The organism is Duganella sp. FT27W (genome assembly GCF_009295655.1).
In the GTDB taxonomy this organism is placed as follows: Bacteria; Pseudomonadota; Gammaproteobacteria; order Burkholderiales; family Burkholderiaceae_D; genus Rugamonas; species Rugamonas zoogloeoides.
In genome coordinates this window covers 419,579-435,926 of sequence record NZ_WHIV01000002.1, presented here as the reverse complement: position 1 = coordinate 435,926, position 16,348 = coordinate 419,579, and the positions used below count along the sequence as shown (strand labels likewise).

Annotated in this window: 14 protein-coding genes; 5 read left to right on the top strand and 9 right to left on the bottom strand. The window is 61.3% G+C overall.

What is annotated here, in order from left to right; genetic code table 11:
* Positions 1-522 precede the first annotated feature (522 nt).
* Complete coding sequence (locus F8197_RS08215) at positions 523-1,158, top strand: PEP-CTERM sorting domain-containing protein (RefSeq protein ID WP_152881472.1); 636 nt, start codon at positions 523-525, stop codon at positions 1,156-1,158.
* A 40-nt stretch (positions 1,159-1,198) separates the two neighbouring features.
* On the top strand, positions 1,199-2,146 hold the full coding sequence (locus tag F8197_RS08210; RefSeq protein WP_193333374.1) for a NosD domain-containing protein: 948 nt from the start codon (positions 1,199-1,201) through the stop codon (positions 2,144-2,146).
* A gap of 151 nt (positions 2,147-2,297) precedes the next feature.
* On the opposite strand, the gene F8197_RS08205 is transcribed toward F8197_RS08210, so the two are convergent.
* From F8197_RS08205 to F8197_RS08170, 8 genes are all read right to left on the bottom strand, one after another.
* Positions 2,298-2,840, bottom strand: coding sequence for a hypothetical protein (locus tag F8197_RS08205; RefSeq protein ID WP_152881470.1), 543 nt, complete (start codon positions 2,838-2,840; stop codon positions 2,298-2,300).
* Positions 2,837-3,478 carry a hypothetical protein gene (locus tag F8197_RS08200; protein WP_152881469.1) on the bottom strand — a complete coding sequence of 214 codons (642 nt, stop codon included), beginning with the start codon at positions 3,476-3,478 and terminating at the stop codon, positions 2,837-2,839. Before F8197_RS08200 ends, F8197_RS08205 begins: the two co-directional genes overlap by 4 nt.
* Entirely contained in the window at positions 3,471-4,016 is a 546-nt protein-coding gene (locus tag F8197_RS08195; RefSeq protein WP_152881468.1) for a PAAR domain-containing protein, read from the bottom strand. The genes F8197_RS08200 and F8197_RS08195 overlap by 8 nt, the downstream gene beginning before the upstream one ends.
* Positions 4,017-4,177: 161 nt before the next feature.
* A complete protein-coding gene (locus tag F8197_RS08190; protein WP_193333373.1) occupies positions 4,178-6,451 on the bottom strand; it encodes a tetratricopeptide repeat protein in 2,274 nt (757 codons plus the stop codon).
* A 13-nt stretch (positions 6,452-6,464) separates the two neighbouring features.
* Positions 6,465-6,674, bottom strand: a complete 210-nt coding sequence (locus tag F8197_RS08185) for a hypothetical protein (protein WP_019921927.1) — start codon at positions 6,672-6,674, stop codon at positions 6,465-6,467.
* A gap of 50 nt (positions 6,675-6,724) precedes the next feature.
* The gene (locus F8197_RS08180; protein ID WP_152881466.1) at positions 6,725-8,398 is read right to left on the bottom strand and encodes a phospholipase D-like domain-containing protein; all 1,674 of its coding nucleotides are present in this window, start codon (positions 8,396-8,398) and stop codon (positions 6,725-6,727) included.
* Between the two features lie 17 nt (positions 8,399-8,415).
* Entirely contained in the window at positions 8,416-9,468 is a 1,053-nt protein-coding gene (locus tag F8197_RS08175) for a DUF2278 family protein (RefSeq protein WP_152881465.1), read from the bottom strand.
* A 199-nt stretch (positions 9,469-9,667) separates the two neighbouring features.
* A complete protein-coding gene (locus F8197_RS08170) occupies positions 9,668-11,032 on the bottom strand; it encodes an MFS transporter (protein WP_152882001.1) in 1,365 nt (454 codons plus the stop codon).
* Between the two features lie 256 nt (positions 11,033-11,288).
* Between F8197_RS08170 and F8197_RS08165 the strand changes: the two genes are divergently transcribed.
* The 3 genes from F8197_RS08165 (at position 11,289) to F8197_RS08155 (ending at position 14,354) form a co-directional block, all read left to right on the top strand.
* Positions 11,289-12,242 (top strand): 2-hydroxyacid dehydrogenase, encoded by a 954-nt coding sequence (locus tag F8197_RS08165; protein WP_152881464.1) that lies wholly within the window; start codon positions 11,289-11,291, stop codon positions 12,240-12,242.
* Positions 12,243-12,326: 84 nt separating this feature from the next.
* On the top strand, positions 12,327-13,244 hold the full coding sequence (locus F8197_RS08160; protein WP_056138869.1) for a LysR family transcriptional regulator: 918 nt from the start codon (positions 12,327-12,329) through the stop codon (positions 13,242-13,244).
* A 9-nt stretch (positions 13,245-13,253) separates the two neighbouring features.
* The gene (locus F8197_RS08155; protein WP_152881463.1) at positions 13,254-14,354 is read left to right on the top strand and encodes a porin; all 1,101 of its coding nucleotides are present in this window, start codon (positions 13,254-13,256) and stop codon (positions 14,352-14,354) included.
* On the opposite strand, the gene F8197_RS08150 is transcribed toward F8197_RS08155, so the two are convergent.
* Positions 14,351-16,198: a phytase gene (locus F8197_RS08150; protein ID WP_152881462.1), complete on the bottom strand. Its 1,848-nt coding sequence runs from the start codon at positions 16,196-16,198 to the stop codon at positions 14,351-14,353. The two genes, F8197_RS08155 and F8197_RS08150, sit on opposite strands and share 4 nt — an antisense overlap.
* Positions 16,199-16,348: the final 150 nt, after the last annotated feature.

The following is a 16,348-nucleotide window of genomic DNA, read 5'->3' as shown; positions in this document are numbered from 1 at the left end:
CTGTGTGGAGTAAAAGCCGGCCGTGAACCCTCATGGTTGCTGAGCTCGTTGCCGAGCTGCCCAAGCTTGCGCTCGGCCCCCGCGCCCCACTGGGCAGACGATAGCCGCCAGCTCGTAGGCCAACAACTAAAAGATTTCGTTGCTGACGGTATAAAGGTAGGTACGGTGACTGGTTGTAGGTCTTGAAGCCGCATGAATGCTATATTTGTGCATTACACCGCTTCCGCTAGGACACAAACAAACCGCCCGCGAGGCGGGTTTTTGTTTTCTGGTGGAAGCAAGTAAGTGCCGATGCATCCTTCGTGGTGAGATTCGAAGAGGAGGCCGAGCAGGCACATCAGGGTCGGATTGCCCGACTGCTAAGCATAACGTGCTATCCGTTGCGTACCAAGATCGCGCATTATCCAGCGCATCGCCGCCGACGGTAGATTCTTGACGGGTTATGACTGGAAAGGTCAAAAATAAAAATTCCGCCTCAAGATTACTGTTACCATTGCATTTTTATAATCAAAAAATGCCAAAATGACCAGCTCAACGCTCCGCACACTGTTGGTATCCACCGCACTGCTCGTCGGCGTGCAAACCGCTCACGCGGAAGTGCTTACTTTTGAAGGGATCGCGCCCGCAGGTTCGTATGTGGAGGCGCCGGTTGGCGGCATTGGCGGCTATATTTTCAGCGGCGGAGCGTATGTCTTCTCCAGCAACTACTACCTCGGCGGCCAGTGGGGACCGGGGCCTTACACCGGCAACGGCACCGATGTGCTCGTATCGGTCGGGACGTCCGAATTCACCAGTGCCAGCAACACCCCGTTCTCGCTCACCAGCCTGAGCTTGGCCGCGCATGGCACCAGCGGTCCGGTATTTTCTTTGACCATCACCGGCAATCGTGCCGACGGTAGCTCAGTCGAATATTTTCAGGTGATCAGTCCCAATCCGTGGGACAGGGCGCTGCATAAAGTGGTCTTTTCGGACTTCACCGACCTGACCTCGGTATCGATCGTCGGCTCCAATGGCGCAGTGAAGATCGATAACATCGTGCTCAATGCCCCGGACACCGAATCGCCAATCTCCCCTGTTCCTGAACCGGCAACGTATGCGTTGCTGCTGGCCGGTTTGGCACTGACCGGCGTCGTCGCGCGACGCAAGCGTATTGGCTAAGCGCGCCATGTGGGGGCAGGCCGGCTATGCACGGCGGAGCATGAATTATTTTGTCGCCCTCATGCTTGCGGCTTGCGCCATCCCCCAGGCTGCGGCCCAGCCAAGCGACGAGCTGATGGTCGGACGATTTTTCGTCGAGCTTGTTGGAGAGAGCCTGAAGCAGAAGTTCCTGCCCGGTTCGACGGACACGCAGAGCGTGCGCGCGAAGGCTGCCCTGCTGGTGCCGAAATTCACGGCAGACGGTTGCGAGGTGTTGCAGTGGGATCGCAACGCTCGGAGCAAATTGTCGCTCGATATCAGCCGTCCGGGAAAATATTGCCTGGACCAGGACTACGAGTCGTTCTGCTCGCCGTTCGAGCATGGCTGCCCCGGCCCGGTGATCGATATCCGCGCCAGCAATGTCGATGTCGACTTGCGGGGACACACGGTCAGCGCGTCCGGCACCGGGGTGTCGGGGTACGGCCAGAATATCCGCATCCACCATGGCCGCATCAAGAGCGCACGCCTTGGCGTGCAGCTGTCCGATAAAGGCAATTCGCCTGCGCTTGCTGCTCCCGGCCTGCCGCTGAATGCCGACCCGGTTTTTTCCGACACCGGTTTCGTGGTCGAGTCCATGCAGTTCAGTGACGTGGGCACGGCGATCATGGTGTCCGGCAGGGGGAACATGGTCCGCGACAACACGATCGGCGCCAACTTCGACAAGAAAAACAGCACGGGCGCACACTTGGCGTTGCTCAGCTACGGCCCGGCCGCGCGTATCGAGCGCAATACTTTCCGCTTGAGCGGACTTGCGTCAGGTGCAAACGGCTATGCGATGTATCTGCGCTCGGCCGACGGCACGGTGGTTGGCAACAACAACGTGCGCACTGGCTTTTCGCGCACCGGTACCATCGGTGTGGGCGTGAGTGGTACCACCGGTGTGGTGCTGGAGTCGAACACATTAGATACGGAAAAAGCAGTCGAACTCGATGACGCCAGCAGCCTGTAGTTGACGCGGCGTTCGCGTACTGGATGCCCGGCCGCTGGGGTTTAGTGTAACGCGTGCGACGGTTGGTCGTTTTCCAGGTGAACGTGATGGTGCCAATCTTCCCGACTTCTGACAACATGCCGGGGACATGGTGCCGGCCAGCGCCGGTTGCTTACTTTTGCTGACCTCTGTTCATCTGCAATGCGTCGAGATTGCCAGTGGCAGAATACAAAATACGTGGCCCATTTATTTTGCCGATGGCTATCAGATAAGCGCTTCGGTTTTTTTGAAAACTCCCGCTCTGCCCAAGATCACCGTACGGGAAGCTGATGCAAACGTAGGTGCCGCTTTGATCGGCCACGGTCGCCCAATCGGCAGCGAAGGGATCAAGCTCCATGGGACGAGTATGGAAGCCTGCAAGGGCGTGTGCCTGAGCGATGGGAAAAAGCTGATTGCCGTAGATGACAGCTTTGACGTGGCCGCGCTCGGCATAACCTATCGGTTTGTTACCTGACTTGATGTAATAGATGGCATTGAAGCCTTCGAGGTAATCATCTTCCGAATATATTTTTTCAGTGGGTAATGGACTCCACTTTACCGATTTCGAAGTCGACTGCGCCGACAGACAACTGACGACCGCCGCCCTTGACGGCGTTTTGGCTTGAGCTTCCACGACCAAAGCTGAAAGAAATATCATGAAGAAAAAATGCTTCATTTGTACTCCCATCCTCGTGTGACCTTCAGGAATTCCGGATTCAACTTCCAGAAAATCGTACCGCCATATGCCGCCGTGGAATCGTACTGGTGATCATAGCGCCCGACTTCTTCCGTGGCTGTAGATATCTTTCCAGTGGTACGGCTTCGGGTCTTGGTTGTTTTCGATATGATCACGACTTTTGTGGATTCCTTGATCCCATATATATTGTGGGAAGGATCAGCGAACTTGATGCCGCGTCGAACCTTGAAGTGGCGCGCATAATTGGTCTTGATATCGGCACCATCCCAAAAATATGCGCCGTTGGATTTGTCTTCGCCGCCGTTCATTGCGTTGACTGCCGCCGAAACCGCAGCTTTCAAGCCTGGCTGTTGTAAGATTTCAAACTCGGAGGCCTTCATTAGTTTTTTGAATCGTACGTTCCCATCAATGGCAGCGTATGCGAACGTTTTCTCTTTGGCGGCGAAGCTGGTAACACTTTTATGTCCTCTGGCGTCTTTTTGGCGAATGAGGACGCTTGCCAGCGCGAACATCTCGTCGACATCATCTTTGGTGGAGGCTTCTCCGTAGGTGATTGCAGCAAGCAATCTCACCTCAGCGTCCAGTGGAGGCATGCTCTCTTTGGTTGCCTTAGTCATATAGATCAACCTCTTCAACAGTTGGCCATGTGACCAGACTCAATTTTTGATTGTCACCTATGATGGCTACGGTATTTCCGTCCTGAAGTCCGACTCCAGCAACGTGAACCGTATCATTCACAAACATGTCGTAACGGAACCCCTCAACCGCATCGTTGTTCGCATCGTGAATGGAAAAAAACTGTTCAAGGATGTCTTGCTCTTCCTCACCCGACCCGGTTGTTTGCTGCGGCGCATTTGGTATCGTAGAGCCTTCGATCACCTGGCAGCGCAAACTTTGACTCGGCTTGAGTTTTGGCGGAGGAGAGCACCCACAAATACAAAGGTCGTTCTCCAGCGCGACCTTTTTACCATTCCAGATTTCTGGGATACGGGGGCCCACGCACATAATTTTTCCGCTGGATTTACAAGCAGGACAAATTATCGGGTCACCCTCTAATGCGATCTTTTTGCTGTTGATGCTGCCATTGCTGCTGGCTGAGGTTACTTTACCGCCGGCAGTCGTGGTCGAGCCTAACGTGATGTGATAGCGCCGCATGCAGGTCCTTGGTTGACGAATTCCGGAGAACCGCAAGCGTAACTGAAGTGAGAGGTTTGAAATTGACGCAATGCAAGTTTTTCTTGTTTCTGGTCTATGCAATAGCCGCAGCGGCGCCTTGCAAGTACGCTAAACCGCAATTCAGTGAGTGTTAAAAGGGCTTAACGCGTCCAGCTTCCGACCAACTCCGCAGCCAGATTATGCCGCGCGTTCGCATGCAGCGGATTAATCGCAAGGGCCGCCTGGCCATACCGGACTGCCAGCGCACTGTCTCCAGTATCTGAAGCCGCCACGGCTGCATTTGCAAGCAAATCCGCATCGCGCGCCTCGATCGTGAGCGCCTCGTCGTACGCCGTCAGCGCCCCAGCCGCATCGCCGCTCATCAGCCGCAAATTTCCCAACTCCCGCCACGCCCGCCACTCGGCCGGCTTGATCACCAGCGCCCGTTCAAAGTCGGCGGCAGCGCCATCCACATCGCCGAGCTCCGCCCGCAACATGCCGCGGTTCAGATGCGCCTCGTAATACGGCGGCGACAGTGTAATCGCCTTTGCATACGCTGCCAGCGCTTCCTCCTCACGCCCGTTCAGCCGCGACAGCAGGTTACCGAGGTCGTTGTAATACTCGGCGTAAAACGGATCGCAGGCGATCGCCGCGCGCAGGCGGCGTTCGGCACGTTCGGTGTCGTTGACCAGTTCGTACACCTGGCTGGTGTTGTAAATGAGGATGGAGCGGTGCAGTTGGAACTGGTCTTCGCCATATTCGCCGACGATTTCGGCTATGCCGTGTTCGCACAGGGCCAGCGCCTCGTCGAACTTGCCCTGGCGTGCCTTGATGTAGGCGTAGGCGTTTTCGGCGAACACCTTGATGTAGGTGTGGCGCGGGTGGTCAGCGAATTTTTCTTCGATCAAGCGCAGGTTGCGCACGGCGCAGTCTTCTGCTGCGGGCAGGTTCACCGGAATCTGGTAGCGGCCGTACGTCATCGATTGCGCGTACAGCGCGGTCGGCACGAAGCGGCTGGCGGGGAAGGTCGTTAAAAAATCGTCGAGCAGGGCCAGCGCGGCAGCGGTGTAGCCCATCGAGTACAGCACGAACGCGGCGTTGATGAACAAGCCGTTGATGGCGTCGTCGCCGCTGCCCTGGCGGCGCAATTCTGTTGACGAGAACAGCTCTGCAAAGAATTCGAACCAGGTGTCGTACAAGCCGATACCCATCAGCACGTCGCATGGTTCCACCAGCGCTTGCAGCCGGCGCAGCGGATTGCGGATCGCCAGTGCATGGACCAGCACCAGCGGACCTTCGCCAGCGGCGTAGCGCTGCCACGCGGCCAGGTGCGCGGCATGGTGCATCTCATCGAGCTCGGCGGCGGGCAGGGTGGCGGCGTTGCGTTGGGCGAGCAGGTTGCCCTGGCAGCTCGACGCCACCCAGTCGCGTGCCAGGTCGCGGCGGCGCGCCATATCCAGCGTGCCCAGGTACAGGTCGATGACGGTGATGACCGGCAGCGTGGCAGCCTTGCCGAGGTCGTGGCCCAGGCAGGTGGCCAGCACCCGGCAGGTGGCCGGATTGCCGCCGGACTGGCGATACACCGTTTCGCGCTGGAATGGCGTGAGGTGGGCGAGGTCGGTGGCTGCTTCGAACTCGGCCAGCGTCAACGGCGCGATCCGGATGGTGACGGGATCGGTGATGTGCTTGGCAGCGCGGCCGGTATCCCCACCGTTGTTGCAATCGGCAAAGCTGCCGGTACCGCCACCGGCACTGTGGTCAGTAGAGCGGCGTGTATCGCAGCCAGCATGTTGGCCGGCAGAGCGGCCGGCATCGTGGTCGGCATTGCAGCCGGGATAGCGGCCATCGAGCCGGTTCGCGTCACCGCGTTCCAGCAGGACGCACTGTAAGCGGCACGTTCTCCCCGACAGTCCGTCTGACCGTTCCTGCAACCGCCGCAATACCGCCAGCAGGCTGCGCGAAGTCGGCGGCAGGCGCTCCGCATTGTCGATCACCACTACCGCCGCTTGCTGGCGGACAGCCAGCACGGCGAGCATGAATTCGGCCAGTCCCACCAGCAACTTGTTCTGGTATTCGTGGTGATAAAACCGCGTGCGCTCGTCGCGCACCGAGGTGCTGGTCAGGTCGCGTGGCAGCGCGAACGCATGTGAATCGCGGCGCGGCCACAGGCGCTTGAGGCTTTGTTCGTGCGCAGCCACCAGCGCCGGGTGGTCGCGCTCGGCCTCATCCAGCAACTGCAAGGCCAACGGCTCGAAGCCGGCCAGGTAGCCGTGCGCGTGGCCGTCGCCGTCGAGTTCCCAGATTTCGCGCACGGCTTCGACTGCCGCGCGGGCGGTGGCGCGCAGTCCGAGCCCATGCGCGCCGGCAACCACGGCAATGCCATGGTCGCGCAGCGCGGCAGCGATGGCCGGCACGTAGGCAGGGCGGGCGGTCATCGCGCGCAGCCGGTTATACCGTGCCCAGGTAAGGCGTGGTGGTGCGTATCTTGATCTTGCTGACGGTAACCTTCTTGATGATGGACGTGCCGCGCGGCGCGCCCGATTCATAGACCAGTTTTTGCTCTTCGGTCGATTCCTCGCGTTCGTCGGTTTCGGTTTCCGTGATGATTTCAGGATACTTGGCGTTGAGGGGATTGCTGCTGGTGGCCAGTTCGCTCATGATGATTCTCCTTGTTTGTTGAACAACGGCGGTGAAAACGCAGGCGGTGGTCAGACCGCGCTGCGCGAAAAATAGGTGCGCTGGCGGCTGCGAAAGCCGGCGCCGTAATATGCTTGCGCCCAGCTGCAATCTTCCACCAGCGGATTGCTGGCAAAGAAAGTGCCGGACGCCATGGCCGCCCGTACTGCGTCGCGAAACGCGTAGTGCGTGTACGAGCGCATGAATTCGCCGAGATAAATGTCGGCCACCTCGTGGTCGCCGGCGATGACCAGCATGTTCTCGTCGTTCTGCTTGCTCGATGCGAGGCTGAAATTGGCCGAGCCGCTGATTACCAGCGGACGCTTGCCGAGCGGGTCGATCAGCATGAACTTGGTGTGGATGAATTGCACATGCTGCGCCATGGCATTGCTGCGCTCGAGCAGAAACTGGTCGAGCGCGTTGGTGCGCAGGTAGGCGCCCATCGCCACGCGGCCGCTCTCGGTGGCGCGGATCTGTTTGACGATGCGGCCGATTTTTTCCACCTGCTGCTTGTTGCCTTTCAGGCCGTCCATCAGCAGGTAGCGCACGCCGCGATGCTCGGGCGACAGCGCTTGCCCCAGCCGGTCGTCGATAGAAAACGCCAGCGTGAGCAGTACCGCATCGGCATCAGGTATCGCATCGATGTAGCGGTCGAGCGCGTCGCGCTCCTTGCGCGGACTGAAGATCGGCGTGCAGCCGTCGGGCCATTGCGCCGGCAACGGGAATGCGGTGGTGATCGCTTCGCGCAGTGCCACGCTGGCCGGGTCGGCTGCCAGCAATTGCCAGTAGGCGAGAAACTGCTGCGCCACCGTGGCGTCCCACACTTCGTGGCCGGTGTTGAGTTGGCCGAAGAAGCCGTTCTGCGACCAGTTGAGCGAGCCGCCCCACACCGCGACCGGTGCGCCCTGTTTGGACAGCACGATGAACTTGTTGTGGGCGATATAGCTGGGATTTTTCTCGCGCGCGATGCCGATGTCGGCCAGGTGCGCCATGTCGAGTTCGCCGATGTTTTCTTCGCGCGGATACGACGGGCTGTCGTCGTCGCCATTTTCCTTGGCGTCGAACACGATGCGCACCTCCACGCCGCGTTCGCGCGCTGCGCGCAAGGCGTCGAGCACGGGCGGGTGGCGCGCTTCGTAGATGGCCGCGTGCAGCGCGTCGCCGGCTTGCGCCTCGGCGATAAACGCCAGCAACGATTCAAACAGGCCACGGCTGAGCCATTCGAACGCCTGGTTGTTGGGCACATCTTCGGGCGCGCGGTTGGCAAAGCGGCGTGCATACTCCTGGGCCGCGATTGCGCCGCGATTGAAGTGGATCGCGTGGCCCGAGGCCGTACGCGTGATCGTGCGCACCGGCACCACCACTTCGGCCAGCGCCTCGAGTGCAGCCGGCGTGCCGCCGAGCGCGACGATCCGATACGTGTAATCGACGCCGGGGCGCACCGTGTAGTCGGCCCACTGGAAGGTTTGCAGCGGATGGTTGCGGGTGGAAACGCGCGTGCCCTTGTCAAGGCCGGGATCGGTGATGGCGTAGCGCTTTTGCGCTTCGAGCCAGTCGGCGCGGCCGGTCTCGTGATCGGTGCGGTGGATGGCGAAGCCTTGCAGCAGTTGGGCCTGCTGCTCGGGCCAGTCGAAGCCGAACACGATCACATGACTGCCGGCAATCGCCTGTACATGCAGGCCGCCTTCGGTGCGTTGCGCGCGCATGGCCGTCTCCTTGCGGATCAGAAGGTCACAGAGTAGCCGGGGTTCGACGCCTGGGCCTTGGTGTAACTCACGCCGTCCACGCGCAGGCCGTCCGCGTTGAGCAGCGTGATGATGCCGCCCTTGTTGGGCAGCACGACCGGCGGAACCAGCGTGACACGCAGCGCTTCGCCGGCAGCAATCGCGCCCTGCAGGGGCATGGCGTTCTTGTCGCGGTCAAGCAATTTCCAGCCGGCCAGATCCACTGTTTGCGCGGTGGCGTTGAGCAGGGTGACGGTTTCGATTTCCGGCGACTTGACCGGGTTCACCAGCGCCGCAACGATGCGCACCGCGCCGTCCGGCGCCTCGGGCGTGGGCGTAGTGCCGGGCTCGAACGGGTTCGGTGGATTGGGGTTGTCCGACGGCGGACCGCTGACGCCGCCTTCGATGCGGTGGCCGGTCTGATCGTCGCTGTGCCAGGTTTGCGACTGGAATTTCAGGAAGATGCCCACCCATTGATTTTGATCGGGAAAATGCAGCAACAATGCCCCGTCCTGGTACACGCCGTCGTCCTGTTTGAAGTTGGCGGCGTTGGCCTGGTTCATGTGGATGTCGTGCACGCCGTTACCGGGCAAGAAGCCGAAGATTTTATCTTTCTTGCCGGCTTCGGGCCCCCAGCGTTCGCCGAACGCGTATAGCACGGCGTTCTCGTCGGACAGGGCGCGCTGGATGTGCTGGTCGATCTTCTCGTTGAGGTCGTTGTCGGGACCGTTGATGCTCAGCGGCAGCGGCGCCATCTTGCGCGGATCAAACAGGTTGCTGCGGATGAAGTCGAGCGCGGGACCGCCGGGCTTCGATGCCAGCTGCGACCAGCCCACCGGCAACGCCTCCAGTTGCGCCAGTACGGGATGCTGGAAATGCGCGTCCACCAGGTACTCCACCTCGGACGGCGCCAGCTGCGATTTGACGTTGACGGCGATGCGGTAATCGGTGGTGTCGTCGATGACGTGGACTTGATAGTGCGCGTTCTGGTTCGATCCAAGCTGGCGATTGATCGGACGTCCTTTCAGTACGCCGTACTGGTGCAGAGGCATGGTGAGCTCCCGTTGTGGTGAAACGATAGCGGACAATATAGGACGAAAATCGAGGAGTGCAAGGCCGATTATTAGCGGGCTCTGCGCTATGAAGCGAGCTGGACAGGCAGGTTCTACAAGGCGCCGTTTGCATTCGCCGCCATAGAAAAAGCCCGCAAGCTTTGCAGCGTTGCGGGCTTCTGATTAACCGACACAGGCTTTACACCTCCGGCTCCGCCACCGGCTCCACCACGCTGGCCACGAGCACCACGCACAGCAGCGCCGTGCCCACCATGTACAGGAACACGCTGCTCCAGCCGAAGTGGTCGAGCAAGATGCCGACCATCAGCGGCGCCACCGCGCCACCGATCTGGCCGAGGAAATTGACGATGCCGAACGCGGTCGGGTACGTCGATTTGCTGACCAGGCCCATCGCATACGCCGAGTAGCCGGCAAAGCCGATGCCCACCATCAGGCCCGAGATCAGCAGCGTAGCGCCGAGGAACGTGGCGCTGTCGGGGGCATTGATCAGCAGGCACAGCATCAGGGTGGTGCCGATGGCGCCGAGCAGCATCATCGGTTTGCGACGGCCATCGAGCAGGCGGTCGGAGATCAGGCCGCCGATCATGTTACCGGTCACCGCGCCGATGAACGGGGCCGAGGCCAGGAAGCCCATCTTGACCGATTCGAAGCCGCGCACCGTCACCAGGTACGTCGGGATCCACGACATGAAGATGTTGGTGATGCCGATCATGCAGCCGTAGCCAAGCGCCACGCCGATGATGTTCCATGAGGTGAAGACCTGGCGAATCGTTTGCAGACGCTCCACCCGGCGGGTGCGGTTGATGGCGTCGAGCAGCGGCATGCTGCGCAGGTAGCGCAGCGCCGGTTTTTTGCCAGCGTTGGCAGCATCTGCCGGTGCACCTTCACCACGGATATAGCGCTGTTCGGCCGGCGAACAGAAACGGCTCTCGCTGGGCGAGTTGGTCACCAGCAGCATCCACAGGATGGCGAACAAAAAGCCGGGTATGGCGAACACGTAGAAAATCTCGCGCCAGCCCCAGATGGCAATCACGATCAGGCACACCGACGGCACCATCAACGGTCCCAGCTTGGATGCGGCAATCCACAATCCCGTTGCCAGGCCTTTTTCCTGCGGCGGAAACCAGCGGTTGATCACATTGGTGCAGCCGATCCCTAGCGGGCCTTCGGCAAAACCGAGTCCGACGCGGTAGAGCTGCAACAGCAGCACGGACGTGGTCGTGGCCATCAGCGCCGTGAACAGCGACGTGAACACCATGCACAGTGCCAGGAAAATGCCGCTGGCTTTTTCGCCGAGGCGACGGTACAGCATGCCTACAGGAATTTGCACGATGGCGTACGCAAACGAAAACAGGCTGACGATCAGGCCCGCTTCGGTGTTGGTGATGTGGAATTCCTTCTTCATGTAGGGCAGGGCGATGCCGAAGTTGGCGCGGTCGGCGCAGGCGATGGCCCAGATACAGAAAATCAGGCCCATCACTACCCAGCGGTAGTTGGTCTTCTTTTCTTCCTGCGGTGCTGCTGCTTCAGATGTTACCGGCATGCTCGCGGTGGATTGCTGTCGCATAGATGTCTCCAGTGATGTTTTTATTTGGTTTTAAAGGCGCTACAAATCCTCCCATCAGGCCCCGGTCGCGTCCAATCTTTTATCGACATGACGTGATCCGCAAATTGAATCACTGAGGCACAGTCCAAGCCGTGTATCAACTGATAGCGTTTTGGGATTGGACGCGCAAAACAAAACATCCCATGATGCGCTCACATCTCGATGCTTGCCATCACCTAACAGGGAGACCCCATTGAAACCACACGTCCTGCAACTGAACCCGATCCTCGTGCCAGCCATTAACGACAAGCTGAACGAACTCTACACCGTACACCGCCTGTTCGAGCAACAGGACAAGACGGCGTACCTGGCAGAGCACGGCGCCAACATCCGGGGCGTAATCACCGGCGGCCACACCGGCATCACCAACGCCATGATCGAAAGCCTACCGGCACTGCAAGTAATTGCCGTCAACGGCGTCGGTACCGATGCGGTCGACCTGGAATTTGCCCGCTCCCGTAACCTGCCGGTCACCGCCACCTTCGGCGCGCTGACCGAAGACGTGGCCGACCTGGCCATCGGCCTGATCCTGGCGTCGTGCCGCGAGATTTGCTCGGGCAATGATTTCGTAAAAACCGGCAACTGGCAAAAGAATCCGCATCCGGGCGCGATCCCGCTGTCGCGCCGCTTCAGCGGCAAGCGCGTGGGCATCGTCGGCATGGGCAAGGTCGGCCGGGCGATTGCCCAGCGCGCGGCCGCCTTCGATTGCCCGATCGCCTATACCGACCTGCGCCATATCGCGGAATTGCCGTACAACTTCGTGCCCGACCTGCTGCAACTGGCGCGCGACAGCGACATCCTGGTGCTGGCCGCCGCTGCCGACAAAGCGCAAGGCATCATCAACGCCGCCGTGCTGGACGCCTTGGGCAAGGACGGCTACCTGATCAACATCGCCCGCGGCAAGCTGGTGGTCGAAGCCGACCTGGTCGATGCCCTGACGCGCGGCGCCATCGCCGGCGCCGGCCTGGACGTGTTTGTCGATGAACCGAACGTGCCGGAAGCGCTGTTCCCGATGGACCGCGTGGTCTTGCAGGCCCACCGCGCCAGCGCCACTGTCGAATCGCGCACGGCCATGGGCGAGATGGTGCTGGCCAGCCTGGCCGCCGGCCTGGCCGGGCAGCGCCCCGAAGGCAGCCTTACCACTTAACCCTAAAGACAGAGGCGAGTCGAGCACGTCCTGTAGGCAATTATCGCTATCATGGCTGACCTTTGTAGCCATACAGGACACACCATGCTAGACCTGGGACAGGTACGCTGCTTTGTTGCCGCAGCGACCGAACTGAATTTCCGGCGCGCTGCCGCGCTGCTGAACATGACGCAACCGCCGCTGTCGCGGCAGATACAACTGCTCGAGCACAGCCTCGGCGTGGAGCTGTTCGACCGCGTGGGCCGCACCGTCAAGCTCACCACGGAAGGCCGCATTTTCCTGATCGACGCCGCCCGCTTGCTGAACCTGGCGGAGCAGGCGGAAAGCACGGTGCGGCGCGCCAGCAAGGGCAAAACCGGCCGCGTGCGCATCGGCTTTACGGGTGCGGCCGGCTACGAGCTGATACCGGGCTTGCTGGCAGTGGCCCGGCAGGAGCTGCCCGATATCGACGTGGTGCTGCTGGAACTGATTTCGGTGGCGCAGATCGAGGCGTTTTATGCCAACACCATCGACCTCGGCTTCATGCGCCCGGTGTCGTCGCGCCAGCAGCTGGACATGATGCTGGTGGAAGAAGAAGCGCTGGTGGTGGCTTTGCCCAAGGGACATCCGCTGTGTGCCTCGGCCACCATCGCCTTGAAGCAATTGAAAGACCAACCGTTCATCATGCACTCGCCCGTGCATGGCAAGTATTTTTACGACCGGCTGATGGGCATTTTTTCCAGCAACGATGTACACGTGCACATCACGCAGTACCTCGACCAGAGTCCCACCATCTTGTCGATGGTGCGGGCCGGGCTGGGATTGTCGATCTTGCCGGCCTCGGCGCAGCGCTTTCATTACGACAATGTCGAATTCCGGCACTTGAGCGACGTGGTGGCGCCCGCCGAGATGAGCATGGCCTGGCGACCGGACCAGGAAAATCCCGCCGTCACCGCGTTCCGGCTCCTGGCAATCGACTACTTTGCCAAACAACAGCGCGAGGAGGGCGACCAAAACTACTAGAGGAGACACATGAAACACAGCAATCTCGCAACACCCCTGGTCACCGCGCTGGCCCTGGCTTTTGCCGCTGCCGCACCGGTCCACGCGCAATCGAACGTCACCATTTACGGCATCGCCGATGTCGGCATCGTCGGCGAACGCGGCGGCGCCGACGGCAACGTCACCAAGCTCACCAGCGGTCCGGCAGCATCGTCACGGATCGGCTTCAAGGGCACGGAAGACCTGGGTGGCGGCCTGTCCGCGTTCTTCATCCTGGAGGCCGGCTACAGCATCGACACCGGCGCCATGGCCTCGAGCACCATGCTGTTCAACCGCCAGGCGCTGGTCGGTCTCAAGAGTAGCGCCGGCACACTGATGCTGGGCCGCCAGACCACGCCGTACCACAACACCCTGGTGGCGGTGGCCGACCCGTTTGCCACAGGCTACGCCGGCACCATCAAGAACACCTTCCCCGACTGGGGCACCAATGTCCGCACCAACAACACGGTGATGTATGCGTCGCCCGACGTGCGCGGCTGGAATGGCGACGTCGCCTACAGCTTCGGCGAGCAGGCTGGCAGCGAAGCGGCCGGCCGCCAGGTGGGCACCTCGTTCGGCTACAGCAACGGCCCGCTGGTGGTGCGCTTTGCCTACAACCACAAGAACAACGACGTGGTGGGTACGCCGACCACGCCGGCCGTGATCCGTGGCTCGGCCAGCAACAAGCTGCTGGCCGCCAATTACAACTTCGGCGTCATCAAGCTGTTTGCCGCGGTCGGCATCGACAAGGGATTTAACGCCGCGCCGCTGGGCAACACCAGCAACCCGTTTGGCGGCGTGCCACCGACCGCCTCGACCGATGGCCGCGAAGCGCTGCTCGGCTTTACCATGCCTCTCTCGACCGGCACGCTGATGGCATCGGTCATGCGCAAGGACGACCGTACCGCCTTCAACCAGGATGCCAACACCTGGGGCGTGGGCTATGTGTACCCGGTATCGAAGCGCACCAGCTTGTACGGCGTGTATGGCAGCATTTCCAACCGCAACGGCGCCGGCTACACGGTGGCCAATAACAGCGAAGCGGGCAGTGGCGACCGTGCGTACAACCTGGGACTGCGCCACAATTTTTAGTCGAGCTTGAGCGCTTTGGCCACGTCGTCCCACGCCACCATCTTGAAGTTTTGCGGGCCGTCCGGCAGGCGCTTGTAGCCGTCCTGGATCACCAGCATGCCGTTGCCGTACGGGCCGCCGAAGTTGGCCGAGCTCACTTCGAGGCCGTCGGTTTCGGACGTGCCGTCGATGCCGGCGGCCAGGTTGTAGCCGACCCGGAAGCTGCCGCGCACCTTGTACGGCGCCTTGGCATCCATCACCAGGTAGCTGTTGTCGCCCTGGCTCGACACCACCAGGTAGTCGGCCTTGGCGCCATGATAGATGCCCATGCCTTCCACGTCGGCCACCAGTTGCGGGCCGACCGGCATGATCATCTCCAGCTTGGCCGGCACATCACCCTTGGCCGACACGGTCCACACGCCGCGCCGCTCTTCACCGAGGAACAGGCGGTGGTTGCGGTCGTCGGCCACGCAGCCTTCGGGCTGGGAATCAACCTTGAAGCGGCGCAGCAGCTTGCCGCCGATCTTGTCGCCATCGGCCACGATGCGGTATTGCAGGAAGGTGCCGTCCTTGTCGTTGATGAACGCTTCCACGCCACCGTCCGCCGGGCGGTACAGACACATGCCGTAGATGTCTTTCAGGCCGGTATTGAAAGCGCCGGCGGTGGCGACCGTGCCTTGCGCATCGATGGTGAAGACCATCACGCTGTTGTCGTCGCGCTGGGTAGCCACTGCCACGTCGAGCTGGCGGTTGCCGATCTTGACGTCCTGGCGCACATCGACATTGTTCAAACGGCCCACTTCCAGCAGCTGTAGCTGCTTGCCTTGCAGGTTGTACACCAGCAAACCCTGCTTCTTGTTGGTGCCGAGGATGCGCGCGCCCTGTGGATCGGCCGGATTGCGCCAGATGGCAGGATCGTCGGCGGCATCGCCGGTGCGCGCAACCGGTTCGGTCTGGCCGCGCGGCATGATGACAGCTTTTCCGTCCGTTTTTGCTGCGGTGGCGGTCCAGGTCGGCGTGCGTACTTGCCAGCCGGCCGCTTCCTCGCCGCCGATGGCCAGTTGCAGTTTGCCGTCGGCAGTGGTGCTGACCGCCAGCTGTTCGGCGCCCTTGATATTGGTGTCCGTGGCGGACACGGTATTCCATTTGCCGGCCTCCTGGCGCAGCAGGTGCAATTGCTTGCCCTTGGCATCGAGCACGGCGACACCGCCAGGCAGGATGGCCAGCGCGCCTGCGCCTTTTTCCAGCGTGCCGTACGGTTTCTTGAGCAGTACCGCTACGCGGCTTGGTGCGCCTTCGGCATCGGCGTTATAGGCCCACAGGCCGGTGCCATCCTCGCTCACCAGCAACTGGTGGCTGGCGTCGTCGGCGCGGCAGTGCTTGCTGTGCGGGGGCAGGGCCAGCTTGCGTACCGGCAGACGTTTGTCGCCCTGCATCACCCATTGCTCGGCCTGGCCATCCTTGGCAACCAAGAACAGGTGGTCGAGTTGCTGGGCATCGCGGTACAGGCAGGCCGCTTCGATACCGAAGGCGGGCGCGGGGAACGGCGCCTGGGCGGTGAGGGTGCCGGCGGTGGTATCGACCAGGATGGGCACTGCCTGTTCGGCGTTGGCGTCCACGATCACGGCCAGGGTAGCGTTACCGAGCGGGCGGGTGTCGAGGTGCTTGGCGCGGACTAGCAAGTGGGCGCGCTCGGTGCCGTCGGCGGCCAGCAGGCGCAGCGCGGTCTTGTCGAGGGCGAGCCAGTTGCCGTTTGGCAGCGGGGCAAGTTCGTGGGCGTGGGTGGTGGGGCCGGGCGTGGTGGCGGCTTGGGCTGGTGCGGTGAGGGCCAGGGTGATGGCGATTGCGATGAGTGACAGTTTCATTTTATTGGCGCGTAAGCGCTTGCTCAGTATGGATCGCCCGCTTGGGCGACGGTGCGCCGGTGCGGGATGATGGGTTTTAAGGGCGGTGGCTGGCGGTGGATGGCTTGCGCTGCCCGGTTAAACTGGATTTTCGCCGGCACGACGGTGCGC

Bases quoted from the DNA above. Each gene is read 5' to 3' on its own strand.
- F8197_RS08195 (WP_152881468.1), bottom strand. From the start codon at position 4,016: ATGCGGCGCTATCACATCACGTTAGGCTCGACCACGACTGCCGGCGGT.
- F8197_RS08160 (WP_056138869.1), top strand. From the start codon at position 12,327: ATGCTAGACCTGGGACAGGTACGCTGCTTTGTTGCCGCAGCGACCGAA.
- F8197_RS08215 (WP_152881472.1), top strand. From the start codon at position 523: ATGACCAGCTCAACGCTCCGCACACTGTTGGTATCCACCGCACTGCTC.
- F8197_RS08155 (WP_152881463.1), top strand. From the start codon at position 13,254: ATGAAACACAGCAATCTCGCAACACCCCTGGTCACCGCGCTGGCCCTG.
- F8197_RS08210 (WP_193333374.1), top strand. From the start codon at position 1,199: ATGAATTATTTTGTCGCCCTCATGCTTGCGGCTTGCGCCATCCCCCAG.
- F8197_RS08185 (WP_019921927.1), bottom strand. From the start codon at position 6,674: ATGAGCGAACTGGCCACCAGCAGCAATCCCCTCAACGCCAAGTATCCT.
- F8197_RS08180 (WP_152881466.1), bottom strand. From the start codon at position 8,398: ATGCGCGCGCAACGCACCGAAGGCGGCCTGCATGTACAGGCGATTGCC.
- F8197_RS08205 (WP_152881470.1), bottom strand. From the start codon at position 2,840: ATGAAGCATTTTTTCTTCATGATATTTCTTTCAGCTTTGGTCGTGGAA.
- F8197_RS08150 (WP_152881462.1), bottom strand. From the start codon at position 16,198: ATGAAACTGTCACTCATCGCAATCGCCATCACCCTGGCCCTCACCGCA.
- F8197_RS08200 (WP_152881469.1), bottom strand. From the start codon at position 3,478: ATGACTAAGGCAACCAAAGAGAGCATGCCTCCACTGGACGCTGAGGTG.
- F8197_RS08175 (WP_152881465.1), bottom strand. From the start codon at position 9,468: ATGCCTCTGCACCAGTACGGCGTACTGAAAGGACGTCCGATCAATCGC.
- F8197_RS08190 (WP_193333373.1), bottom strand. From the start codon at position 6,451: ATGACCGCCCGCCCTGCCTACGTGCCGGCCATCGCTGCCGCGCTGCGC.
- F8197_RS08170 (WP_152882001.1), bottom strand. From the start codon at position 11,032: ATGCCGGTAACATCTGAAGCAGCAGCACCGCAGGAAGAAAAGAAGACC.